The organism is Roseimaritima multifibrata, from assembly GCF_007741495.1.
GTDB lineage: Bacteria > Planctomycetota > Planctomycetia > Pirellulales > Pirellulaceae > Roseimaritima > Roseimaritima multifibrata.
Genome location: NZ_CP036262.1, coordinates 4915848 through 4933761, shown reverse-complemented (window position 1 = coordinate 4933761; position 17914 = coordinate 4915848). Strand labels below are relative to the sequence as shown.

Genomic DNA, 17914 nt, shown 5'->3' with positions numbered 1-17914 from the left:
GTTGCGAATGCAGCTCATGCAGATGGTTAAACGCTCGCTTCACGTTCCTTTGTTAAGGAACGGCGATTCTTCGTGAGCGGAGGATCCGTTGGATCGCACGGGGCGTGGTCAGCCACGCCCTGCTAAGCCTTGACTCTCCCGCCGGGGAGAGTGAAGGCGTGTAAAACGCTTTGGGGGATAAAATTAACCGCCAAAGTCATCGTAGGCGATGTTCTCTGGTTGAACACCAAGGTCATCCAGCATCTTAAAGACAGCCGCATTCATCATCGGCGGACCACAGATGTAGTATTCGATATCTTCAGGCGCCGGATGGTTTTTCAGGTAGTTTTCAAGTAACACCTGGTGGATGAAACCACGGTAACCATCCCAGTTGTCTTCCGGCAACGGTTCGCTGAGGGCGATATTGAATTTGAAGTTCGGGAAGTCTTCTTCGATCTTCCGGAAGTGGTCGACGTAGAACAGTTCGCGACTGCTTCGGCCACCGTACCAGTACGAAACCTTGCGGCCCGTCTTGGCTCGTTTGAAGAGTTCAAAGATGTGACTACGCAGCGGAGCCATACCGGCTCCACCCCCGATGTAAACCATTTCGGCTTCGGTGTCTTTGATAAAGAATTCACCGTAAGGACCGCTGATGGTAACTTCGTCACCCGGTTTCAGGTTGAAGATGTAACTGGACATCTGACCTGGAGGAGTTCCTTCAGGGGCTCTTGGAGGAGGACTAGCAACACGCACGTTCAGCATGATGATCCCCTCTTCGCCAGGGTAGTTGGCCATCGAATAGGCTCGGACCACCGGTTCGTCAACTTTGGAGACATAGCGCCAAATGTCGTACTTGTCCCAGTCCTCGTGGAAGCGAGGATTGATGTCAAAGTTCTTGTATTCGACGATGTGTGGGGGGCATTCAATTTGAATGTATCCACCCGCCTGGAAAGCGACTTCTTCACCCGAGGGAAGTTCCAAAACCAGTTCTTTAATGAACGTGGCAACGTTGTCGTTGCTGCGAACTTTGCAGATCCACTTTTTGGTGTCGAACGCTTCGGGGGGAACTTCAACGTCCATGTCCTGTTTGACAGCGACTTGGCAGCTAAGGCGTTTCCCTTCGCGGGCTTCTTTAGGAGTGATATGATTCTTTTCGGTGGCCAGGATATCGCCACCACCCTTATGAATGACCACTTCACACTGGGCACAGGTGCCACCACCGCCACAGGCGCTGGAAACAAAAACCCCTGCGTCCGCCAAAGCACCCAGCAGTTTTCCACCCGCAGGGACTTCGACTTCTTTTTGGTTGTTGATGGTGATTTTAACCGGCCCCGAAGGGACCAGTTGCCATTTCGCCACCAAGATCAAAAAGACCAGAGCTAAGATCATCAGCGTGAACAATGCCACGCCACTAACGATTACTACAGTACCCATCGATTCAAATCCGCGTTAGCTGGTTACAGTTGGATCCCACCAAACGACATGAAGGCCAATGCCATCAAACCGACGGTGATAAAAGTAATCCCTAAACCGCGGAGGCCAGGGGGGACATCGGAGTATTTCAGCTTTTCCCGGATCCCTGCCAAAGCAGCAATCGCGAGTGCCCAACCGACTCCACAACCGAAACCATAGACACACGATTCGGCAAAGTCGTAGCGGCGTTGTTCCATGAACAGCGAAGCACCCAAAATTGCACAGTTGACCGTGATCAATGGTAGGAAAATACCCAAAGCGTTATAGAGCGGTGGAAAGAACCGGTCGAGGAACATCTCTAGGATCTGAACCATCGCGGCAATCACCCCGATGTAACTGATGAAACTGAGGAACGTTAGGTCCAATTGCTTGGCGTTTTCGGTCGACAGGATTCCTTCAGGTAGCCAAACAAGGGCTCCTGGCTTCAGTAGGTAGGTGAAGATCAGATTGTTCGCCGGAACGGTGATCGAAAGGATCACGACGACGGCAACGCCCAGCCCCATGGCTGTTTTGACGTTTTTGGAAATCGCCAAAAACGTACACATCCCCAGAAAGAAGGCGAGTGCAAGGTTTTCGACGAAAACCGCTTTGATAAAAATGTTGATGTATTCGTTCATGGCAATTACGCCTCCTCGATCTGTTCAGGGTAGAACACGCGGATCACCCAGATCATGAAACCGATCAGGAAGAAAGCACTGGGGGGTAGGAGCATCAGGTTGTCAGGGTCATACCAACCCCCTTCTTCCCGAATGGTGCGGAAAACTTCGACGCCGAAAACGGTACCGCTGCCGAATAGTTCGCGGAAGAATGCGACGACCATCAGGACCATGCCGTAGCCCAGTCCGTTACCGAGACCATCCATGAAACTGAGGGGAACGCCGTTCTTCATTGCGAAGCCTTCGGCTCGTCCCATCACGATACAGTTGGTGATAATCAAACCGACAAAAACGGAAAGTTGTTTGCTGGTTTCGAAAAGGTAAGCCTTTAAGATTTGGTCAACGATGATCACCAGCGACGCGATGACGGTCATCTGAACGATGATCCGGATGCTGCTGGGGATGTAATGCCGAATCGCACTCACCGCCGCGTTGCTGCATGCCACCACCGCGATCACGGCAATCGACATAACCAATGCGGTTTGCATCTTGGTCGTGACGGCAAGTGCCGAACAGATGCCCAAGATTTGCAACGCAATCGGGTTGTTGGTGAAAATAGGCCCAAACAGGACCTCGGTAATTTTTGGTTTCGCCATGGCTATTTCGACTCTCCTTCCGCTGCGTCAGGGGTGGCCGGGTCTTTGCGTTCGACAACTGGAATTGCGGTCTCCGTACCTTCGCCATCGGCAGAGGTACTTTGGCTATCTCCAGATGAATCTTCGCCGGTTCCCAGGTCGCCCGTCGTAGGGACTGGTTCGCCGCCGTCGAGTTCAATCTTTAGTTTGTCCAAGTAGTGGCCGTAGCCCTCATCGCTGACCCAGTAGCGGAGCAGATTCGTGACCCCGTTACTGGTGATGGTGGCACCGGAAAGTCCGTCAACTAGGTACGGGTTGTCTCCGGGAGCAGGCCCTTTGGCGACACCGAGGGAGGGAACTCCTTCAGGGTTGTAGACCTTGCGGCCAACCCATTGGGCTTTCCATTTTGCGTTGTCAACTTCACCGCCAAGTCCCGGGGTTTCAGCATGCTCGTAAAAAGTGAGCCCCTGAACCGTTTCGGTATCTCGCTTTAACGCTAGATATCCGAACAGCGTCGACCAGAGGCCTTTGCCGTAAACGGGCAAGACAACCTGGCGGACGACGGAGGGATCTTTGAAATCTTTGATCAAATAAACGCGAACGACTCGCTCGCGAATGTCATTTCCAAGAGGGTTCTGAACTTCGTCGGAAACCTCTTCGGTCAATACCTTGTCGCTGTTGTTAACGGCTTCCCTGGGGTCGTAATCGTCGTCAACAGCGGTCGTGTAGTCACCGGTTCGCAAATCGACGAACCGTTCTTCCACGACTTTGTATAGTTCTTGGACTTGTTCTTTGGTTAGATCCGATGCGGGAATCCCCAGTTCATCGGCAGCTAAACCAGCCGCATCGACAATGTTCTTTTGCCGGTCCAGTTTGCGGTTTTCGTCCTGCATCGGTTTTAGCAGCACATACGCAGCACTCACACTAAGTGAGCAAACCACGCAGAGCGCCAAGGCGACACCGACGGTGTATTGCAAAGAATCACGTTGTTGCATAACGAGCCGTCCTCCGCCGAATATTGGCCTGCATGACGAAATAATCAATAAGGGGAGCGAAGACGTTGCCGAACAAAATCGCCAGCATCACTCCCTCTGGAAACGCGGGGTTGGCGACACGGATTAAGACCGTCATCAGCCCAATTAAAAAGCCATAAAGCCATTTACCGGTATTGGTCATCGAGGCACTAACCGGGTCGGTCGCCATAAAGACGAGCCCGAAAGCTAGGCCACCAAGCACCATGTGCCAGTGAAACGGTACGGCGAACATTGCGTTGGTATCGCTTTCGACTTGATTCATGATCAGCGTCGTCGCGAAGACTCCCAGGATGACGCTGGCCATAATTCGCCAGGATCCAATGCCCGCGGCGATCAGGATCAACGCCCCGACGATGCAAAGCAGTGCACTGGTTTCGCCAACGCAGCCCTGAATCGTTCCAAGGAACGAATTCATCCAGGTGACCGGAGCCGCCACATCTCCCGACGCGGTGGTCGAAGAAAATGCGTGCTGCAAACCGCCAAGGGTCGCATCGACAAATTCAGGTCGGTCCGCAACAGCAGGAGCCTTGGCAGTTGCCAGAGCCCCCAGCGGAGTTGCACCGCTGAAGCCGTCGACAGCCGTCCAGACTTTGTCGCCGCTGATGTCACCGGCATGAGCAAAGTATAGGTAGGCCCGAGCCGTTAAGGCGACGTTCAGGAAGTTGCGTCCGGTGCCGCCAAAGACCTCTTTGGCAACGATCACCCCAAACGCGATCCCCACCGCCACTTGCCACAGCGGTATCGATGCGGGCAGCGTCAGCGGGAACAGGAGTCCTGTTACCAAGAAACCTTCGTTGATTTCGTGCCCGCGGATGACGCTGAAGACCATTTCAACATGGCCGCCGACGAACATGCAGACACCGTAAATTGGGATGAAAAAGATCGCTCCCAAAATAAAGTTGTTCAGGTGATCGGATGAGTCGTTTTCAAATCCAAGGAAATGATGGAACTGATGGTGCCAGTCCTGAGCGACCGCAACCTCCACGGATTCCATCGCTTCAAGTGCAAGGTTGGCTTGGTAGCCAACATTCCACATTCCAAATAAGGCGACTGGAACTAAGGCCAGTACAACCGTGATCATCATCCGCTTAAGGTCAATCGCATCGCGAACGTGCGTCAGACCTTTGGTGGTTTCGCCGGGGGTATACAGAAACGTATCGATCGATTCGTAGACCGGGTAGGCCTTCTCTAAAAGGCCTCCCTTGGCAAAATGCGGATGGACTTTGTCCAGTATCTCTCGCAATGCTTGCATCGGCTTAACCTTCTTGTTCGATGGTGGTCAAGTTGTCGCGAAGGATCGAGCCGTATTCGTATTTGCCTGGGCAGACGAATGTGCAGAGGGCCAGATCTTCTTCTTCTAACTCGAGGGCACCTAGGAGTTGAGCTTGTTCGGTGTCACGGACAATCAGGGAACGCAAAAGCTGCGTTGCCAGAATGTCGAGGGGCATTACCTTTTCGTAAGTCCCCAGCGGTACCATTGCCCGCTCGCTCCCGCCGGTGCTGCTGGTGAAATCAAATTTTTTGTCTTTCAGCATGGAGGCTGCGTAGACACGGGTTGTCGAAAATTTATCAAAACCGGGCATCTGCCAGCCCAGGAATTCTCGGTGGTCCCCTTCTTCGATGACCGAGATCTGGTTGCTGTAACGCCCAAGGAAATTGACTGGCTCGGTCGCGGTTCGTCCGTTGAGAACCGAACCCGAAATGATTCGAGGCGTTCGCTCAGGATCGATCTGACCGGCGACGAGGTTGCCGATTTCGGCACCTAGTCGAGTCTCCAGCAGACGGGGTTGCGTGACCATCGGGCCGGCGAGCGAGATCACGCGTCGCGTATCGAGTCGTCCGGTTCGCAGCAGAGATCCGATCGCCGCGACGTCCTGGTAATTGATGTACCAAACCGTCTTGGTCGGGCCGACCGGGTCAAGCGTATGAATGTGGGTTCCGGGCAATCCCGCAGGATGAGGCCCCTCGAAAATTTCGACTCGAACACCCGGGACGCCGTCCCCTGGGATTTCGGATTTGCGGTTCTTGCAAACAAACGTCGAACCGTCCGTCAGCTTTTGAATCGCAAGCAAACCCTGAGTGAATTCTTCGTTGCGTTCGGCCAAAGCGACAACCGGATCGGCTGCCAATGGATTGGTGTCCATCGCCTGCACGAAGATCGAATGCGGTTGGCTGCTTGGCAACGGAACACGTCCAAACGGACGAGTGCGGAAAGCCGACCATAATCCGCTGGCCGTCAGTTTTGCAATGATCGCGTCGCGATCAAGCGAACGAGGTTCTGCCGCTCCGAAGTCGACCGCTTCGTCGCCATCGACGTCGATCACCAACGATTCGAATTTTCGTTTTGCCCCGCGGTTTACCGCAGCGACAACGCCGGCGGCAGGAGCGGTGTAGACGACGCCTTCTGTCTTTTTGTCTTCGAAGACAGGCTGCCCAAGTTGGACTCGGTCGCCAGGCTGGACCAACATGGTGGGACGCATCCCAATGTAGTCGTCCCCTATTAATGCCACCTGGCGAGAATGCGGCGCTTGCTCAACCCGCTGCTCCGGCGAACCGGTGATCGGCAGGTTAAGTCCTTTCTTGATTACGGTCATGAATGAAGTTCCGGGAACCGCTGCTAAAAGTTTGTGAAAATAATCACAAGGTATTCTAAAAAAGAACCCGCGACGCACGTGTATTTATCGCGGGAAGCTCTTTTTAGCAGATGGTCGGCGATTGACAAAGGTGCCCTGGAGGGGCATTAAAAGAAAAATAGGTGTGGCTTGCGGGGGTCTATCTCACTGCCGCAGGACTGGTCCTAACGGCGATCCCTGCGTACCTTCACTGCGTACATTCACTAACACAAGCTTACTTTCTTTCTTTTTTGGAGTGACTTTGAAAATGGTTCTTAAATTCTCTTCGGTCCGTTTTATGGCAGCGACGTCGGTATTGTTGGCAATGTTAGGATTAGGGGTAACCGGCTGCGAAAAGAAGCCTGCGGACCCAGAACCAGCCCCGGCGGTCGATGATCATGGACACAGCCACGAAGACGGCCACGGCCACGATGAAGATCATGGCGATCACGAAGGGGAGGATGGGCACCATGAAGGGCGTGCGGAAGGCGATCATGACGACCATGCGGGGCACGATCACACGCTTGGTCCAAACGGCGGTCATTTCGCCGATCTGGAGCCAGCGGATATCGAGGCCGAATGGGTGATTTTGGATGAAGGAAAAGAGCTGCAAGTTTTCTTTCCTGAATCGGCTGCGGAAGTCTCCGCCGTCACTTTTCAGGTGACCCTTGGCGACGAAAAATTGCCGCCCTATAGCCTCAAGCAAAATAAAGAACTTGGCGTTAGGGCTTGGCGATTAGCGGACCCTGCGTTATTTAATCATGTGAAAATGACTGCCGATAAAAAGTCGGGGGTGAAAGTCAGCCTTGTCGCGACCACTGGTGATAAGGAATCGAAAGCCGTTATCACCCACCACCAACACTAATTTTCGGATTTGCGCAAAGCCTGCGGCAGGGATGTCCCTGCGAGGGGGGAAACGCGGTCCATTTAGAAATAGCTGATACCGTTTATTCCGGAGCGAGCGTGCTGCTGCAAGGCATCCCGGATTCGCGAGAGTCCGGACATGGCGTCTTGGGGTCACCAAGGCTCTGTGAGAGTTCCCTTTTATTGCAAGTAGCTTTGGCATGCGTCGCGAAGACATTCGAAACATCGTTATTATCGCCCACGTCGACCATGGGAAAACCACCCTCGTCGACTGTTTGCTGCGTCAGAGCGGTCAGTTCCGTGATAATCAGCTTTCAGGAGAACGTGTTCTTGATTCCAATGATTTGGAAAAAGAACGTGGGATTACCATTCTTTCCAAGAACATCTCGATCCCCTACCGAGGGGTCAAGATCAACATCATCGACACCCCGGGTCACGCGGATTTCGGCGGCGAAGTCGAACGCGTGGTTCAGATGGCCGATGGAGCCTTGGTGTTGGTCGACGCCGCAGAGGGCCCGATGCCGCAAACCCGGTTTGTGCTTGAAAAGGCTCTGGAAGCTGGCGTCAAGCCAATTGTGGTCGTCAATAAGGTCGATCGCCCGGATGGTCGCCCGGCCGAAGCGCTCGACGAGGCGTTGGAACTGCTGGCGGACCTCGGTGGTGAAGAACAGTTGGATGACGTCCGTTATGTCTACACGTCTGCAAAAGAGGGCTTTGCCACTCTAGATCCCACTCAGCGTGGCGAAGACATGCGTCCGCTGTTGGACTTGGTTGTCGATTCGCTGCCCGGACCTGAAGTCGATCCTGATGCTCCGCTGCAGATGATGGTCACCACGCTGGACTGGTCGGAGTATGTCGGCAGAATCGCCGTGGGGCGAATTCGTGCTGGGAATATGACACCGAATCAAACAATCGAATTGCATCAGCAGAAAGGTCCTACGGCTCAGAAGATTGCCGGGTTGTATACCTTTGACATGCTGGGACGCGCTTCGACAGAGCTGGCAACCGCCGGTGACATCGTCGCCGTTGAAGGTTTAGCCGACGTTGAAATCGGAGACACGATTTCGGTGGCTGGAGCGAATAACGCCCTGCCCCGTCTGAAGGTTGACGAGCCGACTTTGGAGATGGTTTTCAGTGTGAACACTTCGCCATTTGTTGGCCGCGAAGGAAAGTACGTCACAACCCGTCAGCTTAAAGCTCGCTTGATGAAAGAGCTTGAGCGAAACGTGGCACTGCGTGTTGAAATGGTCGAGGGGACCGAAGCCTACGCGGTTCGCGGACGTGGTGTGTTGCACTTGGCGATTCTTGTTGAAACCATGCGTCGAGAAGGTTTCGAATTGAGCGTTGGGAAACCACGAGTTGTCTTCAAGACCATCGACGGCAAACAGCACGAACCGTTCGAAGTTTTGAACGTCGAAGTCCCCACGGAAAACATGGGACCGGTTATGGAACTGGTCGGTTTGCGCCGCGGACAGCTGGAAGAAATGCAGCAGCGCAATGAATACAGCGTCCTGCGATTCTTGATTCCCGCTCGTGGCTTGATCGGATTGCGGACTCGATTGTTGAACATGACTCGCGGGACCGCGATCATGCACAACCGTTTTTACGGTTATCAACCAGTTGAAGGGGATGTCCCCGCACGTAGTAACGGCGTGTTGATTTCAATGGTCGCCGGCAAAGCGATGCCATTTGCGATGTTCACCCTGCAGGATCGAAGCGATCTGTTTGTCCCTCCAGGTGCAGAGATCTACGAAGGGATGATCGTTGGCGAAAATGCTCGCGAAAGTGACATGACGGTGAACCCTTGCCGCGAAAAGAAACTGACCAACATGCGAGCAAGTGGCAGTGACGAAAATGTCATTCTGAAGCCACCACGCGAACTATCCCTTGAAGCGGCTCTAGAGTACATCGAGGCCGATGAGCTTGTGGAAGTCACGCCGACCAAGATTCGCCTGCGTAAAATCATGTTGAAAGAATCCGAGCGTCGACGTGGTGGACGCCGAATGGCTGGCGTCCGCTAACGCGTTTTGTGTTTTGAATGTAGCTGCCGTCATCGGGCGGTGGTCTACATTCTGGCAACGCGTCGACACGATTGAATCCCGCCTCATTTGCTAAGATCTGAACGCGGTTTGATGTAGCTTATTTGTGGCGGCCTCTCCATGAGGCGTCACGGCCGCACGCCGTGCAGTAGCGTTTCTTTGCGCTTGATTTAGGTGTTCCTGTCCTCTTCTGCGTATGTCCTTTTTCTGATGCCTTCTGAAGCGATCCGATTACCTATTTTGATTTGTGGCGTCCCGGGAGTCCCCGGTTTTAATGCCTACCATCATTTTCGGAAACGCTTTCCTGGTGAAGGGCAAGTGATCGCGATCCACCCCAGTCGCAATCGACGATTGACCGGTGAAGGAGTTGTCAGTTGCGACACGTTTGACGCGGAAGCTTTGGCCGAATTGTGGGACAAGCATCGTTTTGGCAGTGTCCTAAGTTTTGCCGGTTCTTGCAATTTGAAGGCCTGTGAGCTGGACCCTGAAATGGCGGACCGGGTCAATGTCTTGGGGACTCGAAACGTTGCCATGCTTGCTGCGGCGCATGGAACACGCATGATTCATCTTTCCTCGGATTTGGTTTTTGCGGGACGCGACGGCGGGCAGTACTTGGAAGACGATACTCCCGATCCGGTCACGGTGTACGGAAAGACGATGGTGATCGGTGAACAGGTTGTTCAGGATCTGCATCCCGACAGCTGTGTGCTGCGGATCTCCTTGCCGATGGGATTGAGTGCCAACGGGCATGCCGGCGCGATCGACTGGATTGAATCGCGGTTTGCCAGAAACCTGCCTGCCACGCTTTATTACGACGAGGTCCGCACGCCGACTTATGTGGGGTGCATGAATCGTCTGTATGAGCGTTTGCTTGGCAATCGTTTGGCCGGATTGTTCCATGCGGGCGCTCCTCGGCAGCTGAGTCTTTATCAGATCGCGCAAGTTATTAATCGAGTCGGTGGCTATTCCCCGGATCTTTTAAAGGGCTGCCCACGTGTCGATGCTGGCCCAATGCCTCCCAGGGCGGGCGATGTGACGATGGATTCCAGTCGGCTGTTGTCGGAGCTAGGGGGCGAAATTTTCCAGCCCTGGCCATTAAATGCTGATTGGGTGCCTGAAGGCCAAAATTGGCATGTTGAACCACTGGGTGGTGAGGTGGGGCCTCTGCAGATTCGTGCGACGCTTATCTAACGATTTGCCGGGACTTTCGTCACGATCTTGTCAATGACGTGCCGATGTTGTTATAATGAAGGACTACACGGCCTGTTTCAAAACGGAAGCAAGTCGCCTGCCTTACCTTCCTGCCAACCTGCCTATCCATCATGCGGCTACACGCAGTCCCAAGCGGCCTGTCGCTTTTGCTGCTGGTTTTCATCGCTTGTCCTGCAAGAACCGATGAGCCGGTTAAAAAAGCGACTCCTCAATCCTCTTCCGCCATGGAAGCGTATCTGGCTACCGGTGCTGACTTAGTTCGCTCGCACTGCCTGGATTGTCACAACGAAGATTTTCAGGAAGCCGAAGTCGATTTGTCGGCTTTCGCGGACCCCGAAAAACTGGCGGCCGATCAAGAGCTTTGGCGTCGTGCGTTGCAGATGATTAAGTTTGGTGCGATGCCGCCAGCGGACGCGGAACCGTTCACCGACACGCAGCGTGAAGCCTTTGTTCATACGTTGACCGCGGCGCTTAACCAAGCGGCCTGTGACCTGGATCCTAAACCGGGCAAGGTGACCGTTCGTCGCCTGAACCGTTCGGAATACGACAATACCGTAAGCGATCTATTTAAGACTCGGATTTCGGTTGCCGCTGATTTTCCGCAGGATGAAGTTGGGGCCGGGTTCGACAATAACGGCGACGTTCTATCGGTCCCGCCAATGCTGTTTGAAAAATACATCGCAGCTGCCGAGCAAATTTCGAAACAGGTGGTTTTTGATCCCAGCACGATTGAAAAGAAAACACACGAACTCTCCGGCGACCAAATTCATGTGGTTGGCGAATCTTGGGTCGGGAGCTTCTTTGGCCACTTCCTTGCGAAGGACGCTTTCGCTTGGACGGAAGTGACCGTTCCCTACGCTGGCAAGTATCGACTAGAAATTTCGGCCGGAGCGCCAAAGAAGGGTGAAAAGGTTCGCATCGGGGTCTTCAATGCCGCCGGTGAGCCGTTGGGCGAGAAAGAATTTGACTACTTCGGTGGCGGTGGATCAAGCGATCGGGAAGCGTTAGACGTCAACCTGAAAAAAGGTTTAAACCGCTTCCTCTTTGCGTTGTTGCCCCCAGAAGAGAAAGTCGTCGAAGACAAAGACAAAGACAAAGACAAAGACAAAGCTGGCGACGATAAAGCCAAAGCCGCCGAAGTTGCAAAAGCAAAAGAGAAGGAAAAGAAGGAACAGGAAGCTGCGGACGAAGCGGCTCAAATCAAGTTGCCAGACTTTGCGTTGTTGACCGATCAAGTGATCGCCGAAGGCCGAGCGGCCGTCGGTAAGACTCTTAAAATCAGCCGGAAGATCGAGCAGCTGCCGGTTGTGATGATGATTCGCAAGGCGAGCTTCCGTGGACCGAGTGAGCTGCCCGATGAAATTTACCCCGCATCCCATCGTGTTCTGATCACGGTTACCCCCAAGAAGGGAGTTTCCAATCGGCAAGCTGCTAAGGAATGTCTGAAACCGTTTTTGCGTCGCGCGTTTCGCGGGCCTGTCGACGACGCCACTGTCGACCGTTATGCCCGTTTGGCGGAGATGGCATCCAAGCGAGAAAAATCGTTTGAACGCGGGATGCAGGTCGCTGTCAGCGCGATTTTGCTCTCGCCGCGGTTCCTGTTTCGCTCGGAATTGCCAGGGCCCGATTCAAAGGGGAAACCAGGGGATGTTCAGCCGATTGAAGATTTTCAATTGGCCAGTCGGCTCTCCTATTTCCTCTGGAGCAGCATGCCGGATGAGGAACTGTTGCAACTGGCTGCCGAAGGCCGTTTGAACGATGAAGCGGTGTTGCGTGATCAAGTGAAACGGATGATCGCGGATAAGCGAGCGGTCGCCCTTGCAGACAATTTTGCTGCCCAGTGGTTGGGGCTGCGAAACCTGGATGTTGTCGAACCGAACACGGACCAGTTTCCGCAGTTTGACGATTCACTAAGGAACGCCATGCGGACCGAAACGTTGATGGTTTTCCAAGATGTTGTTGACAATAACCGCAGCGTTGTGACCCTGCTTGATTCGCCCGAGACGTTTCTGAACGAGCGGTTAGCGAAACATTATGGAATCGATGGGGTTAAAGGTGATGACTTCCGGCGTGTTTCGGTTGCCGAGCACGGACGAGCTGGGATCCTCACCCATGCAAGTGTTCTAACCCTTACCAGTTATCCCGGACGAACCTCGCCGGTGTTGCGAGGCAAGTGGGTCCTCGAAAATATCCTTGGCACGCGGCCTCCAGATCCTCCGCCAGGCGTTCCTGAATTGGACGTGACGTCGGAAGCCAATCCGACGGCCTCGTTGCGTAAACAACTTGAACAGCACCGCGCGGACCCAGGATGTGCATCCTGTCACGTTGTGATGGATGACATCGGGTTTGGATTGGATCACTTTGGACCGATCGGGAATTACCGTGACGATGACAACGGCAAACCGATCGATTCGACAGGCACGCTGCCTGGCGGTCGAGCCTTTGATGGGGCTTTGCCTCTGATTCAGCAGATCCGCGATGCCGAAACCGCAAGCTTTGTTGAAACCGTCGCCAACCGTCTGTTAACCTATGCGATTGGTCGCGAATTAACCGTTACAGATACTTGTTTTTTAGTTGATGTTGTTGCTCAATCCGCTAAACAGGATCATCGCTTTGTTGATCTTGCCACCGCGGTTGTGCTGAGTAAGCCATTTCGCTTTCACACTTTGGAAGAGAATTAGAATGACTACGCCACGATTGAACCGCCGAACGTTGTTGCGAGGAACCGGAGCCCTGATGGGGTTGCCGATGCTGGAAGCTATGGTCACTCGCCAGAGTGCAGCTGCGGCGGCCGCGGCCTCTCCTACTGCCAACACGCGGATGGCCTGCATCTTTTTCCCTAACGGGGCGATCATGCCTGACTGGACTCCTAAGGGGGCCGGTGCCGATTGGGAAATTTCGAAAACGCTAAAGCCTTTCGAACCGTTCAAATCCAAAATCAACGTCATCTCTGGATTGGCGCTTGATAAGGGACGGTCCAATGGAGATGGTGCTGGAGACCACGCTCGTTGCTCGGCCAGTTTCTTGACGGCTTCTCAGCCCGTCAAAACCGCAAGTAACATTCACGTTGGGATTTCGGTTGACCAAGTGGCCGCTCAGCAGTTGGATGGCCAAAACAAACTCAGCTCGATTGAGCTGGGGCTAACGTCCAGTCGCAACGCTGGGAGTTGCGATTCAGGTTATAGCTGTGCGTACTCTTCAAACATCTCTTGGCGCAGTGCGACCCAAGCGACGTCCAAAGAAGTCACGCCGCGTCTGGCGTTTGAGCGTCTGTTTGGCAACGGAGACGTTGCGGGACGGCGGGAACGTGATTTCTACCGCACCAGTATTCTCGATGTCGTCGCCGAAGATGCTCAGCACTTGCTGAAGCACGCGAGCGGTTCGGACAAACGGAAGCTGGGCGAGTACTTCGAATCGGTCCGCGATCTGGAACAACGGATCGTGCGAGCGGAAGCCGAAGATCGAGCCGCCCTGCCCGATCTGGATGTCCCCGAAGGGCGTCCCGAATCGTTCCGTGAGCACGCACGCCTGATGTTTGATGTCATGGCGTTAGGCTTTCAGACGAATTCGACGCGGGTTGCCACGATGATGTTGGACAACGCCGGTGGCGGTCGAGCCTATCGCGAAGTTGGCGTGAATGATTCGCATCACGGTCTAAGCCATCATCGCAACGACGTGGACAAGGTCAAAAGCCTTTCAACGATCGATCACTACCTGGCTGAACAGGCTGCGTACTTCCTCGAGAAACTGGATTCGATTCCTGAGGGCGAGGGAACGCTGCTGGATCACTGCATGGTGATGTACGGAAGTGGAATCAGCGATGGTAATCGCCATCAGCATGACCAGCTGCCCGTCGTGATGGCTGGTAGTGCAAACGGTCAATTCAAAACCGGTCAGCACATGGTGACCGGCAAAGAAATTCCGATGGCCAATCTTTACATGTCGATGTTGGATGCGATGGGTACGCCCGCCGAATCGATCGGCGACAGCACCGGCCGCTTTGATTTGATCAAGGCGTAACAAAGGCTTGCAAAAAAAGCGGGCGGCCGGTAATAACCGGCCGCCATGCGAGACGCATGCATACTAGCGGAGCGGCGCAAACGGCTTGTTGATTTAGTGATTGTCGCCTTTCGCTCGGCGAAAGAACGCTCTCTTCAAGCTACTTTCGCCGAGCGAAAGGCGACAATCTTTCTCCGCTTTCGCCTAAATCAACAGGCGGCAACCCAACCGCAAGACTCAGCGTCCGGCCAACCGGCAGTGACCTTGTTAGCGGCCTCGTTGCAGTCCCGGCTGGATGTCGATATCCAGCGGAGCAAATTCTTTGCGAGCTAGTTTCTCCAATGCGATCGCTCCCATAACGGCATTGTCGGTGCACAGTTCTGGCGGGGCAATCTGCAGTTCGAACCCGTCCTCGTCGGCCGCTTGTTGAAGCGCCGCGCGGAGGATTCGATTTGCTGCGACGCCGCCGCCAACGCATAGGCGTTTCGCTTGAGATTCGCGGATCGCCCGGCGGCTTTTGGCGACTAAAACGTCGATCACGGCCTGCTGGAATGAGGCACAGATGTCGGCGATTTCTTGTTCGCTGAGGTTTAGTTGGGAGAAGTCTTTTTCACCAGGGCCGACCAGTTCGTAGCGAACGGCCGTTTTGAGGCCGCTGAAACTGAAATCGAACCCCGGTTTGTTCAGCATGGAGCGAGGAAATCGAAATTTTTTCGGATCACCCGATGCAGCGGCTCGCGAAACGGCTGGGCCACCGGGGAAATCCAGCCCCAGCATCGCAGCGACTTTATCAAACGCTTCTCCAGCGGCATCGTCAATCGTTCCCCCTAGGTACGTCAGGTCGAGAGGACCTTGGCAGTCATACAGGCTGGTGTGACCTCCGCTGACCACCAATCCGATGCAAGGGTAAATCGACTGCTCGGAGGCAAGCTGGCAGGCGTAGATATGGGCATAGAGGTGATTGATCGCAATCAGCGGCTTTTCCCAAGCAACCGCCAGCGTCTTGGCGGCGACCAGGCCAACCAGCAATGAGCCCGCTAAACCAGGGGTTTGGGCGACGGCGATCGCGGTCAAATCCTCGGGTTTGAGGCCTGATTTGCGGATCGCCGTATCGATCACCGGAAGGATTCGTTCGACGTGTGCCCGGGCAGCGACCTCGGGCACAACCCCCCGAAAATGCTCGTGGAGTTCGGTTTGAGTTGCCAGAGCATCCCCTAAAACCGATCCGTCCAGACCAATTACAGCGGCAGCCGTCTCGTCGCAAGTCGATTCAATTGTCAGAATAGCCATTCGAGTAGTTTGCGAAATGTTTGGAAGCCGACCAAGGGGGCATCCGCGTGGTAAACTAGGGCTTCCCCGAAAATTTAAATTAGAGTCGTACGGACTGGTCCTCCGGGCCCCGCCAGGGTGATTGTGGCCATGGTGATTGTGCCCCGGGTGCCGGTAAGCCAAAACGGCGAAATATTAAAATAGAATGAAAGCGATGCATCGGCCTTCCCTGCTTGCATCTTTCCCCCACCATTATTGATTTCACTTCCAGGAGAGTTCACTTGCCGATCGATGCCGAATTTCAAGCCGCACTAGAGCGGGCCGGATACGAATTGCCCGAACCGATGGCTGAAAAGATTGAAGCGTACGTTCGAGTGCTATGGGATTGGAATGAACGTCTCAATTTGACTAGGCATACTGACTGGCAGACTTTTGTCGAACGAGACCTGCGCGATGTCCTGCAATTGGTGCCCCTGATCGAACCCAATGAAGAGGTTTTGGATCTAGGGTCAGGAGGAGGCGTTCCGGGGATTCCTTTAGCGATCCTGCGTCCCGACATTCAGGTTTCGCTAGCCGAATCGGTTGGGAAACGGGCAACAGTATTGAACACCTTTGTCGAAGAGCTTGATCTGCCGGTACCCGTCTATGCGGCCCGCGGCGAAGACATTCTGGAAGATTTTCGGTTTGAAACCATTGTCGTCAGGGCGGTTGGTTCGATGCTGAAAATCTGTAACTGGATCGCCCCACACTGGCCGTCGGTTGGGCGCATACTAATGATCAAAGGCCCGAAATGGGTCGAAGAGCGAGGCGAAGCAAGGCATTTTGGTGCGATGGAACAACTGGACCTACGAAAACTTGCCACCTATCCCCTGGGCGACGGCGAGAACGAAGGGGTCATCCTGCAGGTGATGCCGGCCGCTCGCATTCGCGAGTAAAGATCCCGCCGTTTGAATTCCCCCCCCCTTTATCCGTCATGGTCATCAGGAGACTTACCAGTGCCCATTTATGAATACGATTGTCAGACCTGCAAGCACCCGGTCGAAGTGCTACTAAATCGGGCCGATGAAACCCCGGAGTGCCCCGATTGTGGAGGCGAAAAGCTAACACGGCTACTAAGCGTCCCCGCGACCCCCAGCGTCCGCTCCGGTAGTGGAAGTCTGCCAGTCGCCGCAGAGAGCTGCGCAGCCCCACGCTGCTGTGGTGGCGGCTGTCAGTAAATAGAATCAAAGCAAGCACAGGGGTCGTCCGGCAACACACACCAAGGCTCCGCGATCAACCAAACACCGCCGAGCAACTGCCAACGCCGCGGGCAATCTTAGCGGAACGACGCGAGCCGTCCGGCAACACAACCCAAGGCTCCGCGATCAACCAAACGACGCCGAGCATCTGCCAACGCCGCGCGGCAATCTTAGCGGAACGGCGCGAGTCGTCCGGCAACACAACCCAAGGCTCCGCGATCAACCAAACGACGCCGAGCAACTGCCAACGCCGCGCGGCAATCTTAGCGGAACGGCGCGAGCCGTCCGGCAATACAACCCAAGACTCCGCGATCAACCAAACGCCGCCGAGCAACTGCCAACGCCGCGCGGCAATCTTAGCGGAACGGCGCGAGCCGTCCGGCAACACAACCCACGACTCCGCGATCAACCAAACGACGCCGAGCATCTGCCAACGCCGCGGGCAATCTTAGCGGAACGGCGCGAGCCGTCCGGCAACACAGCCCACGGCTCCGCGATCCACCAAACGCCGCCGAGCATCTGCCAACGCCACGCGGCAATCTTAGCGGAACGGCGCGAGCCGTCCGGCAACACAGCCCAAGACTCCGCGATCAACCAAACGACGCCGAGCAACTGCCAACGCCGCGGGCGATCGATTGCGTCCGGGAAGAATGTTTAATCGACGATGCATCCGAAAATCCCAACCCGCAGCGTGAGTTTTGATGTTGCGCTTTTTAAGGTGATTGCTGTGGTCAATCGTCCTGATTTCCGTACTCTTGCGGATGCCTCAAATCATTCGGCTTTTCCAGCACCTTTTTAGCTCCAAGTATCCAGAGTTCCGTTTCCGGGCTTGCCCCGGCGGGCTCGCAACTGGCAGCTACCTTATTGGGCGATCAAAAGGCTGGCGGAGAAGGATGAATTAGCAAAGAGGCATGGGGGTAGCTGCCAGTTGTTGCCCCGGACCGGGACAAGCCCGGCGGAAGCA

Annotated in this window: 16 protein-coding genes; 8 read left to right on the top strand and 8 right to left on the bottom strand. The window is 54.6% G+C overall.

Going from position 1 to position 17914, the window contains the following annotated elements; all coding sequences use genetic code 11:
- Window positions 1-183 precede the first annotated feature (183 nt).
- The 6 genes from nqrF to FF011L_RS17810 are packed head-to-tail and all read right to left on the bottom strand — an operon-like array spanning window position 184 to window position 6311.
- Entirely contained in the window at window positions 184-1413 is a 1230-nt protein-coding gene (gene nqrF, locus FF011L_RS17835) for an NADH:ubiquinone reductase (Na(+)-transporting) subunit F (protein WP_145352943.1), read from the bottom strand.
- 23 nt (window positions 1414-1436) lie between these two features.
- A complete protein-coding gene (gene nqrE, locus FF011L_RS17830) occupies window positions 1437-2069 on the bottom strand; it encodes an NADH:ubiquinone reductase (Na(+)-transporting) subunit E (RefSeq protein ID WP_145352942.1) in 633 nt (210 codons plus the stop codon).
- A 5-nt stretch (window positions 2070-2074) separates the two neighbouring features.
- Window positions 2075-2704 carry an NADH:ubiquinone reductase (Na(+)-transporting) subunit D gene (locus tag FF011L_RS17825; RefSeq protein WP_145352941.1) on the bottom strand — a complete coding sequence of 210 codons (630 nt, stop codon included), beginning with the start codon at window positions 2702-2704 and terminating at the stop codon, window positions 2075-2077.
- Window positions 2705-2706: 2 nt separating this feature from the next.
- Entirely contained in the window at window positions 2707-3678 is a 972-nt protein-coding gene (locus FF011L_RS17820; protein WP_145352940.1) for a Na(+)-translocating NADH-quinone reductase subunit C, read from the bottom strand.
- Window positions 3665-4969 carry an NADH:ubiquinone reductase (Na(+)-transporting) subunit B gene (locus FF011L_RS17815; RefSeq protein WP_145352939.1) on the bottom strand — a complete coding sequence of 435 codons (1305 nt, stop codon included), beginning with the start codon at window positions 4967-4969 and terminating at the stop codon, window positions 3665-3667. Before FF011L_RS17815 ends, FF011L_RS17820 begins: the two co-directional genes overlap by 14 nt.
- 4 nt (window positions 4970-4973) lie before the next feature.
- Window positions 4974-6311 (bottom strand): Na(+)-translocating NADH-quinone reductase subunit A, encoded by a 1338-nt coding sequence (locus tag FF011L_RS17810; protein WP_145352938.1) that lies wholly within the window; start codon window positions 6309-6311, stop codon window positions 4974-4976.
- A 286-nt stretch (window positions 6312-6597) separates the two neighbouring features.
- On the opposite strand from FF011L_RS17810, the gene FF011L_RS26435 reads away from it, so the two are divergent.
- The 5 genes from FF011L_RS26435 to FF011L_RS17785 all read left to right on the top strand — a co-directional run bounded on the left by FF011L_RS26435 (window position 6598) and on the right by FF011L_RS17785 (window position 14464).
- Window positions 6598-7194, top strand: coding sequence for a hypothetical protein (locus tag FF011L_RS26435; protein WP_218933250.1), 597 nt, complete (start codon window positions 6598-6600; stop codon window positions 7192-7194).
- A gap of 199 nt (window positions 7195-7393) precedes the next feature.
- Window positions 7394-9214, top strand: a complete 1821-nt coding sequence (gene typA, locus FF011L_RS17800; RefSeq protein WP_145352937.1) for a translational GTPase TypA — start codon at window positions 7394-7396, stop codon at window positions 9212-9214.
- Window positions 9215-9442: 228 nt separating this feature from the next.
- Window positions 9443-10423 (top strand): SDR family oxidoreductase, encoded by a 981-nt coding sequence (locus FF011L_RS17795; protein WP_145352936.1) that lies wholly within the window; start codon window positions 9443-9445, stop codon window positions 10421-10423.
- 131 nt (window positions 10424-10554) lie between these two features.
- A complete protein-coding gene (locus tag FF011L_RS17790) occupies window positions 10555-13125 on the top strand; it encodes a DUF1592 domain-containing protein (protein ID WP_145352935.1) in 2571 nt (856 codons plus the stop codon).
- 1 nt (window position 13126) lies between these two features.
- Window positions 13127-14464: a DUF1552 domain-containing protein gene (locus FF011L_RS17785; protein WP_145352934.1), complete on the top strand. Its 1338-nt coding sequence runs from the start codon at window positions 13127-13129 to the stop codon at window positions 14462-14464.
- 246 nt (window positions 14465-14710) lie between these two features.
- Here the strand turns inward: FF011L_RS17785 and tsaD are convergent, their stop codons facing one another.
- On the bottom strand, window positions 14711-15733 hold the full coding sequence (gene tsaD, locus FF011L_RS17780; RefSeq protein ID WP_145352933.1) for a tRNA (adenosine(37)-N6)-threonylcarbamoyltransferase complex transferase subunit TsaD: 1023 nt from the start codon (window positions 15731-15733) through the stop codon (window positions 14711-14713).
- Between the two features lie 260 nt (window positions 15734-15993).
- On the opposite strand from tsaD, the gene rsmG reads away from it, so the two are divergent.
- Together rsmG and FF011L_RS17770 are read left to right on the top strand one after the other, a co-directional pair.
- Window positions 15994-16647 carry a 16S rRNA (guanine(527)-N(7))-methyltransferase RsmG gene (gene rsmG, locus FF011L_RS17775; RefSeq protein WP_246109484.1) on the top strand — a complete coding sequence of 218 codons (654 nt, stop codon included), beginning with the start codon at window positions 15994-15996 and terminating at the stop codon, window positions 16645-16647.
- A 60-nt stretch (window positions 16648-16707) separates the two neighbouring features.
- The gene (locus tag FF011L_RS17770; RefSeq protein ID WP_145352932.1) at window positions 16708-16929 is read left to right on the top strand and encodes an FmdB family zinc ribbon protein; all 222 of its coding nucleotides are present in this window, start codon (window positions 16708-16710) and stop codon (window positions 16927-16929) included.
- A gap of 55 nt (window positions 16930-16984) precedes the next feature.
- Here FF011L_RS17770 and FF011L_RS17765 read toward each other — a convergent pair whose 3' ends face one another.
- The gene (locus FF011L_RS17765) at window positions 16985-17377 is read right to left on the bottom strand and encodes a hypothetical protein (protein WP_145352931.1); all 393 of its coding nucleotides are present in this window, start codon (window positions 17375-17377) and stop codon (window positions 16985-16987) included.
- A 237-nt stretch (window positions 17378-17614) separates the two neighbouring features.
- On the opposite strand from FF011L_RS17765, the gene FF011L_RS27075 reads away from it, so the two are divergent.
- Window positions 17615-17749 carry a hypothetical protein gene (locus FF011L_RS27075; protein ID WP_261342545.1) on the top strand — a complete coding sequence of 45 codons (135 nt, stop codon included), beginning with the start codon at window positions 17615-17617 and terminating at the stop codon, window positions 17747-17749.
- Window positions 17750-17914 lie beyond the last annotated feature (165 nt).

Excerpts from the sequence above, each read along its gene's own strand:
- FF011L_RS17795 (WP_145352936.1), top strand. The coding sequence starts at position 9,443 with ATGCCTTCTGAAGCGATCCGATTACCTATTTTGATTTGTGGCGTCCCG.
- FF011L_RS26435 (WP_218933250.1), top strand. The coding sequence starts at position 6,598 with ATGGTTCTTAAATTCTCTTCGGTCCGTTTTATGGCAGCGACGTCGGTA.
- FF011L_RS17810 (WP_145352938.1), bottom strand. The coding sequence starts at position 6,311 with ATGACCGTAATCAAGAAAGGACTTAACCTGCCGATCACCGGTTCGCCG.
- FF011L_RS17820 (WP_145352940.1), bottom strand. The coding sequence starts at position 3,678 with ATGCAACAACGTGATTCTTTGCAATACACCGTCGGTGTCGCCTTGGCG.
- FF011L_RS17825 (WP_145352941.1), bottom strand. The coding sequence starts at position 2,704 with ATGGCGAAACCAAAAATTACCGAGGTCCTGTTTGGGCCTATTTTCACC.
- nqrF (WP_145352943.1), bottom strand. The coding sequence starts at position 1,413 with ATGGGTACTGTAGTAATCGTTAGTGGCGTGGCATTGTTCACGCTGATG.
- typA (WP_145352937.1), top strand. The coding sequence starts at position 7,394 with ATGCGTCGCGAAGACATTCGAAACATCGTTATTATCGCCCACGTCGAC.
- FF011L_RS27075 (WP_261342545.1), top strand. The coding sequence starts at position 17,615 with ATGCATCCGAAAATCCCAACCCGCAGCGTGAGTTTTGATGTTGCGCTT.
- FF011L_RS17790 (WP_145352935.1), top strand. The coding sequence starts at position 10,555 with ATGCGGCTACACGCAGTCCCAAGCGGCCTGTCGCTTTTGCTGCTGGTT.
- FF011L_RS17765 (WP_145352931.1), bottom strand. The coding sequence starts at position 17,377 with ATGCTCGGCGTCGTTTGGTTGATCGCGGAGTCGTGGGTTGTGTTGCCG.
- tsaD (WP_145352933.1), bottom strand. The coding sequence starts at position 15,733 with ATGGCTATTCTGACAATTGAATCGACTTGCGACGAGACGGCTGCCGCT.
- FF011L_RS17785 (WP_145352934.1), top strand. The coding sequence starts at position 13,127 with ATGACTACGCCACGATTGAACCGCCGAACGTTGTTGCGAGGAACCGGA.
- nqrE (WP_145352942.1), bottom strand. The coding sequence starts at position 2,069 with ATGAACGAATACATCAACATTTTTATCAAAGCGGTTTTCGTCGAAAAC.
- FF011L_RS17815 (WP_145352939.1), bottom strand. The coding sequence starts at position 4,969 with ATGCAAGCATTGCGAGAGATACTGGACAAAGTCCATCCGCATTTTGCC.